This is a genomic window from Bacillus sp. FSL M8-0256, assembly GCF_038005765.1.
Classification (GTDB): domain Bacteria; phylum Bacillota; class Bacilli; order Bacillales; family Bacillaceae; genus Bacillus; species Bacillus safensis.
On the sequence record NZ_JBBOTU010000001.1, the window covers coordinates 564,506 to 583,842 of the forward strand.

General features: G+C 42.3%; 22 protein-coding genes. 21 read left to right on the forward strand and 1 reads right to left on the reverse strand.

What is annotated here, in order from left to right:
• The first annotated feature begins 127 nt into the window (after window positions 1-127).
• The 7 genes from NSQ76_RS02770 to NSQ76_RS02800 all read left to right on the forward strand — a co-directional run bounded on the left by NSQ76_RS02770 (window position 128) and on the right by NSQ76_RS02800 (window position 7,569).
• Entirely contained in the window at window positions 128-1,210 is a 1,083-nt protein-coding gene (locus NSQ76_RS02770; protein ID WP_034283962.1) for a D-alanine--D-alanine ligase, read from the forward strand.
• Between the two features lie 80 nt (window positions 1,211-1,290).
• Window positions 1,291-2,655, forward strand: a complete 1,365-nt coding sequence (locus NSQ76_RS02775; protein WP_341052276.1) for a UDP-N-acetylmuramoyl-tripeptide--D-alanyl-D-alanine ligase — start codon at window positions 1,291-1,293, stop codon at window positions 2,653-2,655.
• Between the two features lie 18 nt (window positions 2,656-2,673).
• Window positions 2,674-3,366 (forward strand): alpha/beta hydrolase, encoded by a 693-nt coding sequence (locus NSQ76_RS02780; protein ID WP_024427369.1) that lies wholly within the window; start codon window positions 2,674-2,676, stop codon window positions 3,364-3,366.
• A 127-nt stretch (window positions 3,367-3,493) separates the two neighbouring features.
• Window positions 3,494-3,832 (forward strand): hypothetical protein, encoded by a 339-nt coding sequence (locus NSQ76_RS02785; protein ID WP_024427370.1) that lies wholly within the window; start codon window positions 3,494-3,496, stop codon window positions 3,830-3,832.
• Window positions 3,833-3,997: 165 nt separating this feature from the next.
• On the forward strand, window positions 3,998-5,497 hold the full coding sequence (cshA, locus tag NSQ76_RS02790; protein WP_024427371.1) for a degradosome RNA helicase CshA: 1,500 nt from the start codon (window positions 3,998-4,000) through the stop codon (window positions 5,495-5,497).
• A gap of 106 nt (window positions 5,498-5,603) precedes the next feature.
• Window positions 5,604-6,083, forward strand: coding sequence for a PH domain-containing protein (locus NSQ76_RS02795; protein WP_024425383.1), 480 nt, complete (start codon window positions 5,604-5,606; stop codon window positions 6,081-6,083).
• The gene (locus NSQ76_RS02800) at window positions 6,073-7,569 is read left to right on the forward strand and encodes a PH domain-containing protein (RefSeq protein ID WP_341052282.1); all 1,497 of its coding nucleotides are present in this window, start codon (window positions 6,073-6,075) and stop codon (window positions 7,567-7,569) included. Before NSQ76_RS02795 ends, NSQ76_RS02800 begins: the two co-directional genes overlap by 11 nt.
• A 54-nt stretch (window positions 7,570-7,623) precedes the next feature.
• On the opposite strand, the gene NSQ76_RS02805 is transcribed toward NSQ76_RS02800, so the two are convergent.
• Window positions 7,624-8,229, reverse strand: coding sequence for a rhomboid family intramembrane serine protease (locus tag NSQ76_RS02805; protein WP_024425384.1), 606 nt, complete (start codon window positions 8,227-8,229; stop codon window positions 7,624-7,626).
• Between the two features lie 94 nt (window positions 8,230-8,323).
• Here NSQ76_RS02805 and acpS point away from each other — a divergent pair, with 94 nt between their 5' ends.
• From acpS to NSQ76_RS02875, 14 genes are all read left to right on the forward strand, one after another.
• The gene (acpS, locus tag NSQ76_RS02810) at window positions 8,324-8,689 is read left to right on the forward strand and encodes a holo-ACP synthase (RefSeq protein ID WP_263905474.1); all 366 of its coding nucleotides are present in this window, start codon (window positions 8,324-8,326) and stop codon (window positions 8,687-8,689) included.
• A 160-nt stretch (window positions 8,690-8,849) separates the two neighbouring features.
• On the forward strand, window positions 8,850-9,866 hold the full coding sequence (locus NSQ76_RS02815) for an outer membrane lipoprotein-sorting protein (RefSeq protein ID WP_087975235.1): 1,017 nt from the start codon (window positions 8,850-8,852) through the stop codon (window positions 9,864-9,866).
• 141 nt (window positions 9,867-10,007) lie between these two features.
• Complete coding sequence (gene alr / locus NSQ76_RS02820) at window positions 10,008-11,189, forward strand: alanine racemase (RefSeq protein WP_263905473.1); 1,182 nt, start codon at window positions 10,008-10,010, stop codon at window positions 11,187-11,189.
• A gap of 293 nt (window positions 11,190-11,482) precedes the next feature.
• Complete coding sequence (locus tag NSQ76_RS02825) at window positions 11,483-11,764, forward strand: hypothetical protein (RefSeq protein WP_003214273.1); 282 nt, start codon at window positions 11,483-11,485, stop codon at window positions 11,762-11,764.
• A 4-nt stretch (window positions 11,765-11,768) separates the two neighbouring features.
• Entirely contained in the window at window positions 11,769-12,119 is a 351-nt protein-coding gene (ndoA, locus tag NSQ76_RS02830; RefSeq protein ID WP_024425388.1) for a type II toxin-antitoxin system endoribonuclease NdoA, read from the forward strand.
• A gap of 116 nt (window positions 12,120-12,235) precedes the next feature.
• Window positions 12,236-13,066, forward strand: a complete 831-nt coding sequence (locus NSQ76_RS02835) for an RsbT co-antagonist protein RsbRA (protein ID WP_025093581.1) — start codon at window positions 12,236-12,238, stop codon at window positions 13,064-13,066.
• A gap of 4 nt (window positions 13,067-13,070) precedes the next feature.
• Complete coding sequence (rsbS, locus tag NSQ76_RS02840; protein ID WP_003214235.1) at window positions 13,071-13,439, forward strand: RsbT antagonist protein RsbS; 369 nt, start codon at window positions 13,071-13,073, stop codon at window positions 13,437-13,439.
• Between the two features lie 2 nt (window positions 13,440-13,441).
• Window positions 13,442-13,843 (forward strand): anti-sigma regulatory factor, encoded by a 402-nt coding sequence (locus NSQ76_RS02845; RefSeq protein ID WP_024425390.1) that lies wholly within the window; start codon window positions 13,442-13,444, stop codon window positions 13,841-13,843.
• 10 nt (window positions 13,844-13,853) lie between these two features.
• Entirely contained in the window at window positions 13,854-14,861 is a 1,008-nt protein-coding gene (locus NSQ76_RS02850; RefSeq protein WP_024425391.1) for a PP2C family protein-serine/threonine phosphatase, read from the forward strand.
• Between the two features lie 59 nt (window positions 14,862-14,920).
• A complete protein-coding gene (locus NSQ76_RS02855) occupies window positions 14,921-15,250 on the forward strand; it encodes an anti-sigma factor antagonist (RefSeq protein ID WP_024425392.1) in 330 nt (109 codons plus the stop codon).
• Entirely contained in the window at window positions 15,247-15,735 is a 489-nt protein-coding gene (rsbW, locus tag NSQ76_RS02860; protein ID WP_024425393.1) for an anti-sigma B factor RsbW, read from the forward strand. Before NSQ76_RS02855 ends, rsbW begins: the two co-directional genes overlap by 4 nt.
• Window positions 15,701-16,489, forward strand: a complete 789-nt coding sequence (sigB, locus tag NSQ76_RS02865; RefSeq protein ID WP_024427378.1) for an RNA polymerase sigma factor SigB — start codon at window positions 15,701-15,703, stop codon at window positions 16,487-16,489. The genes rsbW and sigB overlap by 35 nt, the downstream gene beginning before the upstream one ends.
• Window positions 16,489-17,088: a PP2C family serine/threonine-protein phosphatase gene (locus NSQ76_RS02870; RefSeq protein WP_024427379.1), complete on the forward strand. Its 600-nt coding sequence runs from the start codon at window positions 16,489-16,491 to the stop codon at window positions 17,086-17,088. Before sigB ends, NSQ76_RS02870 begins: the two co-directional genes overlap by 1 nt.
• A gap of 76 nt (window positions 17,089-17,164) precedes the next feature.
• Complete coding sequence (locus NSQ76_RS02875; protein ID WP_341052293.1) at window positions 17,165-19,324, forward strand: Tex family protein; 2,160 nt, start codon at window positions 17,165-17,167, stop codon at window positions 19,322-19,324.
• Window positions 19,325-19,337 lie beyond the last annotated feature (13 nt).

Consider the following 19,337-nt stretch of genomic DNA (forward strand, 5'->3'; position numbering starts at 1 on the left):
AAATGCTCGGGAGGCGCTTACAACCTTTACAAATCATTTCAATTACGTAACAACAAAAATTAATTAGAGCATTTTTGCTTGAAAGTGATAAGATAGTAAAGATGAATTTTAGTGGGGGGAGTATCCATTGAAAATAAGTTTAGGATTGATTTACGGCGGAAAGTCAGCCGAACATAATGTATCACTGCAAACAGCCCTTGCAGTTACAAAAGCACTTAACACTGAGAAGTTCGATATACATCCAATTTATATTACAGAAGAGGGTGAATGGTTAAGAGGAGAAAAACTCACTGAACCAGTATCAAACGTCAAAATGCTTCAATTTGAACAGAACGCAAAGACGTTTTTACCAACTTCTTTAAATGAAAGCATGTTTCCACAGCCTGCATCGGCTGATGAGAAAATTGATGTTGTCTTCCCGTTGCTGCACGGACCAAATGGAGAAGATGGCACAATGCAAGGATTACTTGAACTGTTAAATATCCCGTATGTCGGCAACGGCGTTCTCGCGTCTGCCGCGGGTATGGATAAAGTCATGATGAAAGATGTTTTTGCACAAGCAGGACTTGCACAAGCAAAGCACCTTTCTTTCAATAAAAAAGACTACGAGAAAGCGACACGAGACAGTTTAGAACAGGTTGAAAAAGTACTGGGCTATCCATGCTTTGTGAAACCTGCCAACATGGGATCAAGTGTTGGAATTAGCAAATGCCGCAGCAAAGAAGAACTGCAGACTGCATTTGACCTCGCTTTCCAATATGATCGTCGTGTGGTCGTAGAAGAAGGCGTCGTTGGAAGAGAAATCGAGATTGGTGTGTTAGGCAATGATGAGCCGAAATGCTCTGTCGTTGGTGAGATTGCACCTAAAACAGATTTTTATGATTACAAAGCAAAATATGAAGATGGCGATACAGATTTGATCATTCCGGCGAGTGTGTCAGAGGATGAATATAAGACGATTCATGACATGGCGATTAAGGCATTTAAAGCCCTCGATGGATCTGGTCTCGTACGTGCAGACTTCTTCCTTACAGAAAAAGGTGAAGTGTTGATCAATGAAGTGAATACAATGCCTGGATTCACACCATTTAGTATGTTCCCATTACTTTGGAAGCACACTGGTGTAGAGTATCCAGAGTTAATTGAAAAGCTGGTGTCACTTGCAATTGAACGCCATCAAGAAAAACAAACCATTAAAACAACTTTTTAATGTGAGCAGCAAGCAGACACTATCCTTAGGTAGTGTCTCTTTTCCTTCAAACGTGAAATGAGAAAGAGAGGCGAAAAATCATGATCAAACGTACAGTGAAACAAATCGCCCAAATGGCTGGTGGAACCCTATCTAATCAAGCTTTTGGCGAAGAACAGATTCACGGAGTGACAACAGATACACGAAAAGTATCAAACGGCGCCCTGTTTATCCCGCTTATTGGAGAACATTTTAACGGTCACACATTTGCTTCAAAAGCAGTGGAGCTAGGAGCCTCAGCTGTTCTTTGGAATCAAAAAGAAGCCAATCCGCCAGAAGGCGTTCCAGTAATTCTTGTAGAGGATACACTAGCTGCGCTTCAACAGCTGGCGAAATCATACTTAAAAGAAGAAAACCCTCGTGTTGTCGGTATTACAGGAAGTAATGGGAAAACCACAACGAAAGACATGATTCATTCCGTCTTGCAAACAGCGTATCAAGTTCATAAAACAGACGGTAACTTTAATAATCATATCGGTCTTCCGCTCACCATTCTTGCAATGCCAGAAGGAACCGATATTGCGGTTTTGGAGATGGGTATGAGTGCAAAAGGCGAAATCGAATTTTTATCAGATCTCGCTGAGCCGGATGCGGCAGTCATCACAAATATCGGGGAATCTCATATGCAAGATTTAGGATCAAGAGAAGCCATTGCTGATGCAAAATGTGAGATCGTCAAAGGGTTAAAAGAAGACGGTATCTTTTATTACCTAGGTGATGAGCCTTTGCTTCGCGAAAGAGCAAGTTCACTCTCTCATCGTGTAAAAACCTTTGGAGAAGCAGAGGACTGTGATATCAAGGTAACGCACATCAACCAGCTTGCAGAAGGAACAGAATTTCAGGTCGAAGGATATGCCCAAGGTTTTCTCATTCCTGTATTAGGGAAACATAATGTGAAGAATGCACTTGCTGCTATTGCTATTGGCCAGCATTTTGGGCTGAATGAAAGACAAATAGCCCAGGGACTGATGCAAACGAAGTTGACGGGGATGCGTCTTGAGCTGTTTAAAACAGATAAAGGAATCACTGTCATTAATGATGCGTATAATGCAAGTCCTACTTCTATGAAAGCAGCCATTGATCTTGTGGGAGATATGGACGGCTTCGCAAATCGTATTCTTGTACTTGGAGATATGCTCGAAATGGGCAGCGAAGAAGAAACGTATCATTATGAACTTGGCCGTTACATCAAGCCGGAATTTATTGATCATGTCATGACGTATGGCCGTCTAGGTGCATTCATTGCTGAAGGAGCGAAAAAATCATTCGGGGCTGAGCACGTATTCTCCTTTATGGACAAAGAGGACCTGAAGAAAAAACTAGCTGAAGTGGCAGGGCCTGACGATGTTGTGCTTGTCAAAGCCTCACGCGGTATGAAATTGGAAGAAGTCATTACTGCACTATAAAAGTGAGAAGGTGACAGAATGATTGGCTGTTTATGTATCCACGGTTTTACGGGTGCCCCTTATGAAGTAGAACCGCTGGCGCAATATTTAAAACAGACGGCAGATTGGGAAGTGCAGTCGGTCACGCTTCCGGGGCATGGGGATGAGCTTCAGTTAAAAGGCATTCTTTATCAAGAATGGATAGCGACAGCTGAACTCGAACTTCTATCCCTTTATCGAACTTGTGACACCGTGTATTTGATCGGCTTTTCTATGGGCGGAATGATTGCTTCTTACTTAGCAGCGAAGTACCCAGTTGCCCGTCTCGTCCTATTAAGTGCTGCGGCTAAATATGTGAACCCAAAACAAATGATGCAAGACACAAGGCAGATGGTGAAGGAGTCCCTGTCAGGGATCATTGATACAAACCCTTTATATGATCGATATCGCCATAAGCTCACAAGCACGCCGCTCTCAGCTGCGATAGAATTTATGAAGCTGGTAAAGCAAACGAAGAATTCGCTTGAGAAGCTTCATCTGCCTGTGTTAATTGTTCAAGGTGAAAGCGACGGGATTGTGCCTGCTTCAAGTGCAGAATTTATTTATCATAAAGTCCCGTCTCGCCAGAAAGAAATGTTTTATTTGCCCGATTGTAAACATCATGTTTGTCATGAGCCATGTGCTCAGCAATTGTTTGAGAAAGTAGAACATTTTCTAAAAAAAGCAATTTAATATATAGAAAAGCTAAAATGTGGCTAAACTAATATAAATTGAATCCCACTTGTTAAAATTTGCATCATTTTTGTCGAATGAGTGACAGGCATATGGTACAATAGGAAAGAAAAGGTGGTTGATTCGGTTGTTTCAATATGACGGAAAAACCTTTATCCCGCAGTCTAATTCGAGTAACGGAGAAGTATCAGCAGGAACCATATTTCAATATCGTCAGGACGGGAATATATTAACGGGCACATATCAAGGCGGCAGTATTGTATCTGGCGTACTTGTAGGAACTGTGAATGAGGATGGAACACTTCATTTTAGATACCACCATGTAAGCAAGGACGGCAGTATGAGAAGCGGGACTTGCAATTCCACTCCAAAGCAGCTGGATAACGGAAAAATTCAACTGTTTGAAAAGTGGAAATGGATGGACGGAGATCAAAGTGAAGGTGAATCTGTCATTGTAGAACAGTAGATATATCCATTTCTGTCTTGTTGAAAAACAAATAGTGTAATGGTAAGATATAAGGTAGGGTAATTCGGGCTTTGTATATAATGGACCTGTCCTTTTAGAAAAGGGCAGTTTTTAATGATCATTCACGAGATTACTGAAACAGCAATTAGAAGGAGTTTGAATAAATTGACTATAACGTTTCAAGATTTTCAATTAAGCGAAAGTCTCATGAAGGCTATTAACCGCATGGGATTTGAAGAAGCAACACCGATTCAAGCAGAAACGATTCCTCTCGGTCTTCAAAATAAAGATGTCATCGGACAAGCACAAACAGGAACAGGAAAAACTGCAGCATTTGGTATTCCTCTGGTTGAAAAAATCGACCCAGCGTCTCCAAATATCCAAGCGATTATCATTGCGCCAACAAGAGAATTAGCGATTCAAGTATCTGAAGAGCTATATAAAATCGGCCAAGACAAGCGTGCACGCGTACTTCCTATTTACGGTGGACAAGATATCGGCCGTCAAATCCGTTCGCTCAAGAAAAATCCTCATATCATCGTAGGGACTCCAGGACGTTTACTCGATCACATTAACCGTCGTACAATGCGTCTTCAAAACGTTGAAACAGTTGTGCTAGATGAAGCAGACGAAATGCTAAACATGGGTTTCATCGAAGACATTGAAGCGATCCTTTCAAATGTACCAAGTGAACACCAAACACTTTTATTCTCTGCGACAATGCCTGCACCAATTAAGCGCATTGCAGAGCGTTTCATGACAAACCCAGAACACGTAAAAGTAAAAGCGAAAGAAATGACTGTATCTAACATCCAACAGTTCTATTTGGATATTCACGAACGTAAAAAGTTTGATACATTGACTCGTCTTCTTGACATTCAATCACCTGAGCTTTCAATTGTCTTCGGCCGTACGAAACGCCGTGTTGACGAATTGACTGAAGCACTTAACCTTAGAGGTTATACAGCTGAAGGAATTCATGGTGACCTGACTCAAGCAAAACGTATGGTTGCGCTTCGTAAATTCAAAGAGGGTTCAATCGATGTGCTTGTCGCAACAGACGTTGCAGCACGTGGACTTGATATCTCAGGCGTAACACACGTGTATAACTTTGACGTACCGCAAGATCCAGAAAGCTACGTGCACCGTATTGGACGTACAGGACGTGCTGGACGTACAGGTATGGCGATGACATTCATCACACCACGTGAAAAAGATATGCTTCGTGCGATTGAGCAAACGACTAAACGTAAAATGGATCGTATGAAAGAACCTACACTAGATGAGGCGATTGAAGGACAACAGCAAGTAACAGTTGACCGTCTACGCACAATCATCAGTGAAAACAACTTGAACTTCTACATGACAGCTGCTGCCGAATTGTTGGAAGATCATGATTCTGTAACAGTGGTTGCAGCTGCGATCAAAATGATGACAAAAGAGCCGGATGCAACGCCTGTTCGTTTAACAGATGAAGCACCGATGATTTCTAAACGTCATCGTAACAACCGCAGCTCTTCTAAACGCAGAGACGGCGGCGGTGGCGGAGGCTACCGTGGAAAAGGCAAGAACAGCCGTTCATCTTATGGTGATAAAAAGCGTTCTTCAAATGACCGCAATCGTTCTTCTAACGATCGTCGTCAAAAGAAATCTTATAACAACTAACATACAAGAGCGAATCCTTTGCAGGGTTCGCTTTTTTTAAAATTGAAACTTTTTAGGCTTTGTTACGTAATATATTGATAGAAAAGTAAGAGAATGGGGGAAGAATGTGAGAAAACAGCCGCAACGTCAAATTAGTTTAAATGGTTTAAAGGTATGGCGTCTTCAAAATGGAATTATCTCATTGATTTTCTTACTCATCATCATTGGGGTATTTGTTGCCAGCTACTATTTTCAATGGCCATATTGGATTGGAGCGATTCTTTCTGGTTTATGGGTCTTACAGGTCATTTTTGGCATTTGGCTCATTCCAAAAATCCGCCACCACATCTGGCGCTACGAAGTATTCGAAAATGAAATTGAAATACAGCATGGACTCATTCGCGTCACACGTGTCATTGTGCCAATGGTTCGTGTTCAGCATGTTGATACATCTCAAGGGCCGCTTTTAAGGCGCTACCGTTTGGCATCTGTTCAAATTTCGACTGCTGCCACAGTTCATGATATACCGGCGCTAGAATTAGAAGAGGCAGATGAGCTTCGTGATTACATATCTCGTTTAGCAAGGGTGACGGAAGATGATGTCTGAACCAAAACGTGTACATCCCATTTCGATGTTCATTGAATTTATATCAGATGCTGTATCCATGATCAAAAACTTCATTATCCCTTTTTTCGTGTTGATTTTTGTGAACTCGAATTCGAGCATTCGCTTTTATGCATTTATCATTCTTGGTGTGCTTCTTTTGTGGAAAGCCGTTTTTACCATTTTAGAATGGAGACGATTCACTTACCGGATGGAAGACGATGAATTTCGTGTGGAATCGGGTGTGATTACGAAAAAGAAAAAATATATCTCGTTAGAACGAATTCAAACGGTTAATACAAGTGAAGGCATTTTTCAGCGGATTTTCGGTTTAGTGCGGGTTCAAATCGAAACGGCAGGCGGAACGGATGGTCCAGAAGTGAGCCTGACCGCGATTACAAAAGCAGAAGCAGAACAATTAAAGCAGTCGATTTTCAACCGGAAGAAAAGCTTGCAGGAAGAAGAAATGACGGATGAAGCAGGTGATCTGAATGGCCATTTGACTGCGCAAAAACCTATGCAGGAAGAAATCAATGTCTCCTATCATATGGGTGTGCCAGAATTGCTTTTGGCTGCCACCACTTCAAGCGGTATCGGTGTCATTATCTCAGGGTGTCTCGCCATCTACACGCAAATAGATGAAATTCTCCCTTTGGACGGGTTTTTCAAGCAGTTCTCTTTTTTAAGCCATGCGAGCATTGAAATCTATGCGATTTTGATATTTCTTGCCGTATTGATCGCTTGGATCTTGAGTGTTGGGGTAACAGCACTTCAGTATGCAAATTTTGCTGCAAAACGAAAAGGGAATGACATCATCATTACAAGAGGGCTCATCGAGAGACATCAAATGACCATTCCACTTGCGAGAATTCAAGCAGTGAAAATCAAAGAGAATATGATCCGTGAGCCTTTTGGTTTTGCGACCGTGATGCTTGTTAGTGCAGGAGGTTCAATTACAGAGAAAGAAACCTCTTCCGTCTTATTTCCGCTCATTCGGAAGAAAAAAATAAATGAATTGCTGTCACAATTCACCGATCATTATCATGTAGCACCAGAAACAGAGCTGAAAAAAGTGCCAAAGCGTTCACTCAAACGCTACCTGATCTCATATGGCTTTGTGCCGTTACTTGCAGGTGTCATCCTGTCGGTACGCTTTCCACCATGGGGGTATTTGGGACTCATTCCGTTACCGCTTGCTCTATTCTTCGGCTATTTAGCTTATAAACAATCAGGATATACAATCAAAGATTCATTGATTCAAATGACATCAAGAGGCATTGGCAAGACCACTGGCATTGTCCTTAGAAAACGAATGCAAAACTATACGATGACGCAATCTTTTTTCCAAAAGAAAGGCCGGGTCGCAAGTATTCACACCTTTGTGAAATCCTCTGCGCTGCTTGATTCCTTTGGTGTGCATCACCTTGAGGAAGAAGATGCGGCACGTGTATTTGATTGGTATTCATATGAAAAAAATCAATCGTCCTAAACGAAAAATGTCGATCAGCTCCTGCTTGAGGAGTGATCGACATTTTTTATGAGATTAATAGCGTCTTTTTTTCGAATGGAAAAGCAGCGTAATCGGTGCTAGAAGCATACCGCCGATCAATCCAAATAAGTGAGCCATGATATTGATGTTCGAATTGACGAACGTCATAATGACAGAAACAGCAAGAATCGTTAAAATCACTTGTGAATTCCCGCGGTCCATCATGTGCGGTTTAAACAGGACAAGGTATAGATAAACCCCAAACAAACCGAAGATCGCACCAGAAGCGCCAACGTGTACATACTCTAAAGGCTCCACCCAATAGGTTCCGAGATTGCCAATGAATCCTGCACCAAGATAAATGATCAGAAATCGAACCTTCCCAAGCAAATGTTCAAGCGCTGGGGCGAATAAGAAAAGGGACATGGAATTAAATAAAATATGCGTGAGACTTCCGTGAAGAAAAATAGGTGTAACGAGCCGCCACCATTCCCCAGCCGCTACACCATAATTGAAACCGACGAGATGATCCTGTCCAAGCTGTATAATAGGGATAGGAACCGCAAATATAAGCCACAGGCCAATTTGTAAAGCAAGGATCGCTGTTACGATTGGATACGATCTAATAAATTGTTGAAAGCTCTCCGTTCGAATAAACATAACAAACCCCTTTTGACTAGATAATGGTAAGTTTATAGTAACACGTTTATGAAGCGAACACTTAAATTAGTACGAGTATCATAGGAGGTACCTCATGATTAAAGGAATAGGCTTTGATATTGTAGAGATCGACCGTCTTTCGCGAGTGCTCAGCAGACAGCCTCGTTTACCGGAACGCATTTTGACTTTAAGTGAACAGGACGTCTTTCGTACACTGAGTGAAAAAAGACAGCTGGAATTTTTGGCAGGGCGCTTTGCGGCAAAGGAAGCTTTCGCTAAAGCATACGGAACAGGAATCGGTCAGCATTTAAGCTTTCATGACATAGACATTCAAAAAGACGATAAGGGAAAACCCTTCATCAAAAGCAAGAAAGCGGAGGGAGATCAGGTTCATGTGTCCATTACCCATACAAAGGAATATGCTGCTGCACAAGTTTTAATTGAAAGGTTGTCAAGCTAGTCTGCATATTGTTTGTCCCCCCTTCATATATTGGGTAGTGCGATAAGGAAGGGCGAGTTGCTAACAGGCTTTGATGGTTCGCGGTACGCAGTTAACTCTTGAGGCGTACTGTTAAAGTCAAACAAGCGGTTTCTTCCTTTTAACACAATTAACGAAGGGGTTGAAAAGGGTGAGAAAAAGCTTTGTTTTGCTTGTAACGGGAATCCTTTTTGTACTGATTCTCTCCGCATGCGGTCAAAAATCTCAGCAAGATATCGTTGGAGATTTAAACAAAAAGGCAGAGGAAATGACATCATACAAAGCCAAAGCAAAAATGACCATTGAGACAGGAAATGACCCGCAGGAGTACCAGGTAGAAATTTGGTACAAAAAGCCGGAGCTTTACCGTGTCTATTTAGAAAATCCGAAAAAGGATCAGAGTCAAGTCATTTTAAGAAATGGCAATGGTGTGTTTGTGCTGACACCTTCATTGAACAAGAGCTTCCGTTTCCATAGTGATTGGCCGAATAATAGCAGTCAGGTCTATTTATTCGAATCACTTGTGAAGGATATTAAAAATGACAGCGCAGCTCAGTTCAAAGCGAAAGAGTCAAAGTATGTGTTTGAAACGAAGACCAATTATCAGCACAACCAAATGCTGCCTACCCAAGAGATTACCTTTCATAAGAAAACAATGGCGCCTGCCAGTGTGAAAGTGCTGGATAGCGACAAAAAGCCAATGGTGAAAGTGGAATTCTCTCACTTTGAATTCAATAAATCCTTTGACAAAGATGCATTTGATGAGAAGAAAAACATGACACTCTCTCAAATGGATGTTGCCACAAGTGCAGACCCATCTGACAGCTTTGCGGTGAAAACACCAGTTGATATGCCAGAAGGCGTGAAGAAGATGGAAGAGAAAGAAATGACGACAGATGCTGGGAAGCGTTATGTAATTACGTACGGCGGCAAGAAATCCTTCACACTCATTCAGGAAAAAGCGCGAGTAGCTGAAGCATCTACGCCTGTCACGATGAACGGCGAGCCGGTCGATCTTGGTATGACAGTAGGGGTTCTGACAGATCAATCCCTCTCATGGACATCTGACGGAGTTGACTACTTAATTTCCTCAAGTGATCTATCGAAAGAAGAGCTTTTGATGGTCGCAAAGAGTGTAGAAGGCCAGTCAGCTAAATAAATGAGATTCTCAGGCGGAAAGCCTTGATAAATGAAGCATCAGCCCTGTGCAAGGGCTGATTTTCTTTGATTTGTTTCACATTATTCTTGATTTTTAGTATCATATGAAGGGATTGAATCATTCAATAGGGAAGTGTGACTGATGGACACAAATGCCTTTTATAGAGACACATGGGCAGAAATTAATTTAACCGCAATCAAGCACAATGTTTCACATATGAAAGATCATATTGGTCAAAATGTTCAATTGATGGCTGTTGTGAAAGCCAATGCATATGGACATGGAGATATAGAAGTGGCAAGAGCTGCACTCAAAGCAGGAGCAGACTTGTTAGCTGTCGCCTTTTTAGATGAGGCCATTTCTTTAAGAAATCAAGGCATTAAAGCACCAATTCTTGTACTCGGCGCAGTACCGCCGGAGTATGTCAAAACCGCTGTTCGATACAATGTGATCATGACCGCTTACTCCATAGAATGGCTGAGGGAAGTCGACGCTATGGTGAAAGGGCAGATGGGACAACCCATTCGTTTTCATTTGAAAATAGACAGCGGAATGAACCGTTTAGGTGTGAAAACGTTGGAGCAAGTCAGCGAAGTAAAGAAGCTTGTCAGCGAGCATGCTTATTTACAGCTGGAAGGTGTATTTACTCACTTTGCGACCGCAGATGAAAAGGATGAGAACTATTTTGATCGGCAGGTCGACACCTTTCAAACCCTGCTTCAGCCGCTTCATACGGAAAAGCTGCTCGTTCATTGTGCCAATAGTGCAGCGGGTTTAAGGTTTAAAGAAGTGTTATTTAATATGGTTCGCTTCGGCATCAGTATGTACGGGCTGTCACCATCAGAGGAAATCAAAGATGAACTTCCTTTCAAGCTGGAAGAAGCCATGTCTCTTCATACAAAGCTCGCCCATGTGAAGCTCATTCAAAAGGGTGAGAGTGTCAGCTATGGGGCGACGTATACCGCCAATCAAGATACATGGATTGGTACGGTACCAGTCGGCTATGCAGACGGGTGGATCAGGAAGCTGGCAGGAACGGAAGTACTTGTTGGCGGAAAGCGCCGGAAGATTGCCGGAAGGGTATGTATGGATCAATTCATGGTTGAACTGAAAGAGAACTTTCCAGCAGGGGAGCCAGTCGTTTTGATTGGTGGACAAGGTGAAGAAATGGTATCAGTCGATGAAATTGCAAAAAGGCTTGAAACCATTAACTATGAAGTCACTTGCTCCATTGGCCACCGCGTCCCAAGAGTATATATAGAGGACGGCAAAAGGGTGCATGTGCGGAATCCGCTGCTTCAAGGCGGGTCAAGCTTTTTCTAGCAGCTTTCACAGGAACGATCGTCAAACTGACATCGTTCCTTTTTATTCTACAAAGAAGGGGTAAACATTCTCCCTTTTTTAGAGATTTTGGAAATACCGTATGATTTTCGGAAAAAAGCGTATAATGTGAAAGAGGAACTCCATTATCATCTTTGATTTACGGGTGAACAGCCGCTTCATGTTCTAATAAGAAATCATGAAAAAACAGCTTTGCTTGCGCATTGAATAATGGTATGATTAGTCTTGGAATGGATCGAAACGGTATCCGTAAGTTTTGTGGAGGTGTATGTTTTTTGTCTGAATCCAGCGCAACAAACGAAATGAAGATTCGACTACCGGAGGCTTTGATGTCTGAAATCGAACGAGTAGCAGAGCAGGATAAGGTAACAAGAAATGAATTGATCTACCGAGCGACAAAAACGTATATTCGTGAACGTAATATTCGACAAAATCGTGAATCGATGAGACGCGGCTACATGGAGATGGCGAAAATTAATCTGAATATCTCTTCAGAGGCACAATACGCAGAATTTGAGGCTGAGAATACAGTTGAGCGATTAGTCAGCGGGGGTTAAACATTTGATTGTTAAACGCGGTGATGTTTACTTTGCTGATTTATCTCCTGTTGTTGGCTCCGAGCAGGGCGGGGTTCGCCCAGTATTGGTGATTCAAAATGACATTGGAAATCGCTTCAGCCCGACTGCTATCGTTGCAGCCATAACAGCCCAAATACAAAAAGCGAAATTACCGACTCACGTCGAAATTGATGCAAAGCGCTACGGCTTTGAGCGAGATTCTGTCATTCTCTTGGAGCAGATTCGTACAATCGATAAACAAAGATTGACAGATAAAATCACACATCTTGATGACGAGATGATGGAGAAGGTTGATGAAGCCTTACAAGTTAGTTTGGCTCTTATTGATTTTTAATATGGTGAGATTTGGTTGCTCTCTTGGGAGCAACTTTTTTTTGTGTTCAATTTTTATTAACGTTATAATGAAGAAAGACTAAAAGAAGTGCTGTTTATGTACGTAGGGGGTAAAACATGTCGAATCATATCGTGTTAGCTTTTGCAAGAGAGCATCGAGAGGAATTACAAAAAGAGTGGACGGACATTTTTAGACGACTCGGAGAAAAGGAAACGGACATGATGCTGAACGACAATATGTATGAAACCATCTGTTCGGAATATGTTCATTTAATCATTACATCTCTTTCAGAAGGGTATGCTGAAGATTTTGAAGAAAAAGTGCAAACTTTTGCTTTAAAAATTGTTCAAATGGGTATATCACTTAAGTTACTGGCAAATGGTCTAACAGAAATCCGTTCACATTTATATCAAAAAATGAACAATGACAAAGATACAACAGAAGAAAGTCATGACCTCATCTGGCAAATTGATCGCTTCATCACGCCTATTCATAACGAGATCTTAAACCAGTATTCCATCTCATGGGAGAAAACAGTCAACCTTCAAAAAATCGCGCTGCAGGAACTTTCTGCCCCGCTGATCCCAGTATTTGAGCACATTACCGTCATGCCGCTTGTTGGAACAATTGACACAGAACGTGCCAAAAAAATTATGGAGAATCTGCTCAACGGTGTCGTCAAACATCGCTCACAAGTCGTCTTAATTGATATTACGGGTGTACCTGTCGTTGACACAATGGTGGCGCATCATATCATTCAAGCATCAGAGGCTGTGAGATTAGTAGGTGCGAAGTGCTTGCTTGTCGGTATTCGTCCAGAAATAGCCCAAACCATTGTGAACCTTGGAATTGATTTATCTCAAGTTACAACAAAGAATACCCTTCAAAAAGGAATTCAAACTGCTTTGGAAATGACAAATCGAAAAATTGTTTCATTGGAGGGATAACCCAGTGAGAAATCACCCGAAGATTCCAATCTTAAAACTATATAACTGTCTTCTGATTTCGATACAGTGGGAGCTTGATGACCAAACAGCTCTCCACTTTCAAGAAGACTTGCTGAATAAAATTCATGAAACAGGAGCAAACGGTGTTGTCATTGACCTCACATCCGTTGACATGATTGATTCCTTTATTGCAAAGGTATTAGGTGATGTGATCACGATGTCCAAGCTCATGGGGGCAAAAGTTGTATTAACAGGAATACAGCCGGCAGTCGCTGTGACGCTGATTGAACTTGGAATATCGCTTGAAGAAATTCAGACAGCACTAGATCTTGAACAAGGGCTTGAGACACTGAAGCGGGAATTGGGGGAATAGATATGAAAGACCAATCCTGTGTAAGAATATTGACGGAATGGGACATAGTCGCAGCAAGACAATTGGGGCGCAATGTTGCAAAAGAACTTGGATTTGGAACAGTTGACCAAGCAAGAATTACGACGGCCATTTCAGAATTAGCTCGAAACATTTATTTATACGCTGGTAAAGGTCAGATTTGTATAGATGAAGTGATGGAGCGCGGAAAGCGTGGACTCAAAGTCATCGCAGCCGATGAGGGGCCAGGTATCATGGATATACGTAAAGTAATGGAAGACGGATTTTCAACATCAGGCGGACTCGGAGCAGGTCTTCCGGGCGTCAGACGACTGATGGATGAATTTAAATTAGATTCTGCACCAGAACAAGGAACGGAGATACAAGCTGTTAAGTGGCTTCGCTAGGAGGGAAACCATGGATTTTAAGGAGGTAATGGAGCAGCGGTACCATCAGCTGCTCAGTCGTTATATCAGTGATTTAACTGAAACATCGCTTTATCAAGCTCAAAAATTTAGCCGTAAAACCATTGAGCATCAAATACCTCCTGAAGAAATAGTGAGTGTTCACCGAAAAGTGATTCAGGAGCTTTACCCTGATTTGCCGGAAGATGTTTTTCATTCACTAGACTTCTTAATTGAAGTCATGATTGGGTACGGACTTGCCTACCAAGAACATTTAACACTCAGAGGCATCCAGCAAGAAATAAAATCTGAAATCGAAATTGCTGCAAATGTTCAGCAAACCCTTCTGGAAACGAAAATTCCAGAAGGAGATACCTTTGATATTGGTGCAATTAGTGTACCGGCAAAACAAATGAGTGGAGATTATTACCATTTTGTAACGGATCACGATACAATCAATATCGCGATCGCAGATGTCATTGGAAAGGGAATTCCGGCTGCGCTCTGTATGTCGATGATTAAATATGCGATGGATTCCTTGCCAGAGTCAGGGAGCGGCCCAACAAAGGTGCTGAAAACCCTGAATCGTGTAGTCGAGCAAAACGTAGACCCAAGTATGTTTATCACGATGTTCTATGGCAGCTATAATAAAGAAACGCATGAGTTTAAATACGCATCGGCTGGTCATGAGCCGGGCTTTTTCTATTGCAAAAAAGAGAACACATTTTACGATTTAGATGCAAAAGGGCTTGTCCTTGGGATCGCACCAGACTTTGACTACAGACAGTACGAGAAGCATTTGGACGCAGGAGACATGGTGATCTTATTCTCTGATGGGGTCACAGAATCCAAGTCAGAGGATGGTTTCTTAGAGCGAGAGGACATCAAAACACTCATATCTGAGCACCTATCCTATTCAGCTCAAGAAATGGTGGATGCCATCTACGCCAGCTTACTCAAACTGCAGGATTTTCAGCTGCACGATGACTTTACTTTACTTGTTCTCAAAAGAAAGGTTTAGAAAGTGAACATGCGGGTATATAAAACTTTAGGAAACAAGAATTTCGAGGTGAATGCATAATGAATATGTCTGTAAAAGAGCATCAAATAGATCAAAAAACGAAAATCAGTGTCAGCGGAGAAATTGATGTGTATTCCGCTCCTGAGCTAAGAGAAACGCTCATGCCTAAAGCTGAGGCGGGAGAGCATCTTGAAATCTGTCTAAAGGATGTTACGTATATGGATAGTACAGGTTTAGGTGTATTCGTTGGGCTGTTTAAAGCGGCTCAAAAAGCAGGTGGCACATTAAAGCTTGAGAACTTGTCAGAACGGCTTGTAAGGTTGTTTGAAATCACTGGATTAAAGGACATCATTGACATTTCTGCAAAGTCAGAGGGTGGGGTACAATGAACGAATCAGTAGATCTAATCGAGATGAAAATACCGGCAAAACCAGAATATGTAGGTATCATTCGCTTGACTCTGTCAGGCGTAGCGAGCCGGATGGGCTATGCCTATGAAGAGATTGAGGACTTAAAAATTGCCGTCAGTGAGGCCTGTACAAATGCAGTTCAGCATGCCTACAAAGGTGAAGACGGCGAAGATGGAGAGGTGGCTGTTCGCTTTCTTGTTTACGAGGATCGTCTAGAAATCATTGTCGCTGACAAAGGCGGTAGCTTTGACTTTAAGCAAAAACAGGAAGACCTCGGACCGTACACATCTGCTCATACGGTGGATCAATTGGCAGAAGGAGGTCTTGGTTTATACTTAATGCAAACATTGATGGATGAAGTCGAGGTGCAAGCAAACTCCGGAGTTACCGTGGCGATGACAAAGTTTTTAAACAGGGAGCGAGTTGACCATGACACAACCATCCAAAACTATGAAACTAACTAAAGATGAAGTAGACCGCCTCATCCAAAGCTATCAAACCAATCAAGACGAGCAGGCGCAGCTCACGCTGGTCGAATGTTATACAAACTTGGTTGATATGCTGGCGAAAAAATATTCTAAAGGAAAAAGCTTTCATGAGGACCTTAGACAAGTTGGAATGATAGGTTTACTTGGCGCTATTAAACGATACGACCCGCTCGTCGGTAAATCATTTGAAGCCTTTGCTATTCCAACCATCATCGGGGAAATCAAACGCTTTTTACGAGATAAGACATGGAGTGTCCATGTACCAAGGCGGATTAAAGAGCTTGGACCAAGAATCAAAATGGCAGTTGATCATTTGACAACAGAGACACAGAAATCACCTAAAGTCCAAGAAATTGCAGAATACTTAGATGTAACAGAAGAAGAAGTACTTGAAACCATGGAGATGGGCAAAAGCTATCAAGCACTGTCTGTTGACCAAGGCGTAGAGGCTGATTCTGAAGGAAGTACTGTGACGATTTTAGACGTTGTCGGCTCACAGGAAGAGGGCTACGAACGTGTGAATCAAAAAATGATGCTTGAGAGTGTGCTTCATGTGCTGTCGGATAGAGAAAAAGAGATTATCAATCTGACTTACTTGCAAAATAAGAGTCAGAAAGAGACAGGCGATTTACTTGGCATATCTCAAATGCATGTATCGAGACTGCAGCGAAAGGCAGTGAAAAAACTGCGAGATGCATTATCAGAAGATGCGTCTATGGAGCTAGGGTAATGAAGCAGATTGAACAGCATGAGCATGTAAACGCCATTATTTATCAATCGAATAAAGAAGGAAAAGCATGCTGCGGGGACAGTTTTTTTATTAAAGCAGATGATGAAGAACTAATTTGTGCTGTAGCAGACGGATTAGGCAGCGGCCAGTACGCCAATGAATCATCTTCTTTAGTCAGCGAAATTGTCGAAGAATATGGACATGAGGATGTGGCGGCCCTCATCGACAGATGCAATCAGGCTATGAAAAATAAACGCGGGGCCACTGTGGCCATATTAAAGGTGAATTTTTCCCAGCAGCAATTTACCTATTGTTCGGTTGGTAATATTCGGTTTATCTTGAATGCACCTTCTGGCGACTATATTTATCCACTTCCGACATCAGGATACTTATCAGGGAAACCTAGAAAATATAAAACATACACCTATTCCTACGAAAAAGGATCGATATTCATTATGTATTCAGACGGACTGAATGTGCCAAACATGCGCATGTGTTTAAAGCATGGACATTCAGTTGAAGACATCGCCAAACAGCTTGAAACATACACACAAGACAAAAAGGACGATCTCACCTATGTACTTGGTCAGCTCACGTAAAATAGCTGACCTTTTTTCTGTTTTGCCGGTTTTTTTGATACACTAAAAGAGAAGACACAGTGAGAGGATGCAAAGTATGAAGACATCTGACTTTTTATTGAAACAAATTGCGACAGAATTAAAGCTTTCAACAAAACAAATTGAAAGTGTGATCAAGCTTTTAGAGGATGGCAACACCGTCCCGTTTATTGCCCGTTATCGGAAAGAGCAGACAGGCTCACTGGATGAGGTGCAAATTCAAACCATTTCAGAGCGCTATACATATATCCAAAATGTCACGAACCGAAAAGAAGAAGTCATTCGCTTAATTGCTGAACAAGACAAACTGACTGATGAATTAAAACAGAAAATTGAACAAGCTCATAAACTGCAAGAGGTCGAAGATTTATACAGGCCATTCAAACAAAAGCGCAAAACAAAGGCGAATGTAGCCAAAGCAAAAGGGCTGGAGCCGCTGGCGGAATATTTACTCACGCTGCCAAGCGATCAGATCGAGAAGAAAGCAGCTGCTTTTATTAACGAAGAAAAAGAAGTGACAAATGTAGAAGAGGCACTTGAAGGTGCGCAGCACATCATTGCCGAACAGCTGGCAGATGATCCTGATATGCGAAAATGGATTCGCAGTGAAACGTACCAAAAGGGCAGTCTGGTCACATCAAGAAAAGACGTCGAAAGCGATGAGAAAAACGTCTATGAAATGTATTACGATTATCAAGAGCCAATCAAAAAGATTGTCCCGCACCGTGTACTAGCGGTCAATCGCGGGGAGAAAGAGGGCATTTTAAAGGCAGCCATCGAACCACCTGCTGAAAATATTCGCTTCTATCTCGACAAACAAGTTCTAAAAGGCAAACAGACGACGGCGAGACCGTTTATTGAAGCGGCAATCGATGATGCGTATAAACGCCTCATTCAGCCTTCCATCGAGCGAGAAATACGAAAAGAGCTGACAGAAAAAGCAGAGGAACAAGCGATTCATATTTTTGCTGAAAACTTAAGAAAACTGCTGCTTCAGCCGCCGATGAAAGGGAAGCGTGTACTTGGAGTCGACCCCGCATTTCGGACAGGCTGTAAATTAGCTGTCGTGGATGATACAGGCAAAGTCCATCATATTGGCGTCATTTACCCGCATCCGCCCGTGCAGAAAAAAGCGGAAGCGAAACAAAAAGTCAAAGAGATCATTCAATCATCAAACATTGAAGTGATTGCGATTGGAAACGGAACAGCCTCAAGAGAGACAGAACAATTCATTGCAGACTTGATTCAAGAGCTGGATCAGCCGGTTTCTTATTTGATTGTGAATGAAGCTGGAGCAAGTGTTTACTCCGCATCAGCGCTGGCACGAGAAGAGTTTCCAGATCTGCAAGTCGAAGAGCGAAGCGCCATCTCAATCGCTAGAAGATTACAAGATCCTTTAGCAGAGCTCGTGAAAATTGATCCGAAGTCTGTCGGTGTGGGCCAATACCAGCATGATGTCAGCCAGAAGCAATTAAACAGCTCGTTAACCTTTGTGGTAGAAACAGTCGTCAACCAAGTTGGTGTAAACGTCAATACCGCCTCACAGGCGCTGCTGCAATATGTATCAGGCCTTTCAAAAGCCGTCGCAGGGAATATCATCAAGCGCCGCGAAGAGATTGGGAGATTCACAAGCAGAAAAGAATTGAAAGATATCCCAAGGCTCGGTGCTAAGACATATGAGCAGTGTATCGGTTTCCTTCGCATTACAGACGGACAAGACCCGCTTGATCGTACAGGTATTCACCCTGAGAGCTATAAAGAAACAAAACAGTTTTTACGCATGATCAACATGACGCCAGACGATCTTGGCACAGAGCAGTTAAAAGAGAAAATTGCTGAAGTGAAACTGGACGAAGCAGCCCAGCAGCTGGACATTGGGACAATTACACTTCAAGATATCATTGATCAGCTGACAAGACCTGAGCGTGATCCGCGGGATGAAGTGCCAAAACCGCTGCTCAAAACAGATGTGTTGAAATTGGAAGACTTGAAGCAAGGAATGGAGCTGCAAGGAACGGTGAGAAACGTTGTGGACTTCGGTGCATTCGTTGATATTGGTGTAAAGCAGGATGGGCTTGTGCATATTTCCAAGCTAAGCAATCGTTTTGTGAAGCATCCGCTTGACGTTGTATCAGTTGGTGACATTGTGACCGTATGGGTGGACTCCGTTGACCAGGCGAAAGGCCGCGTTGCCCTCTCCATGCTGAAACCAGAGTAACAAAAAAACGAGG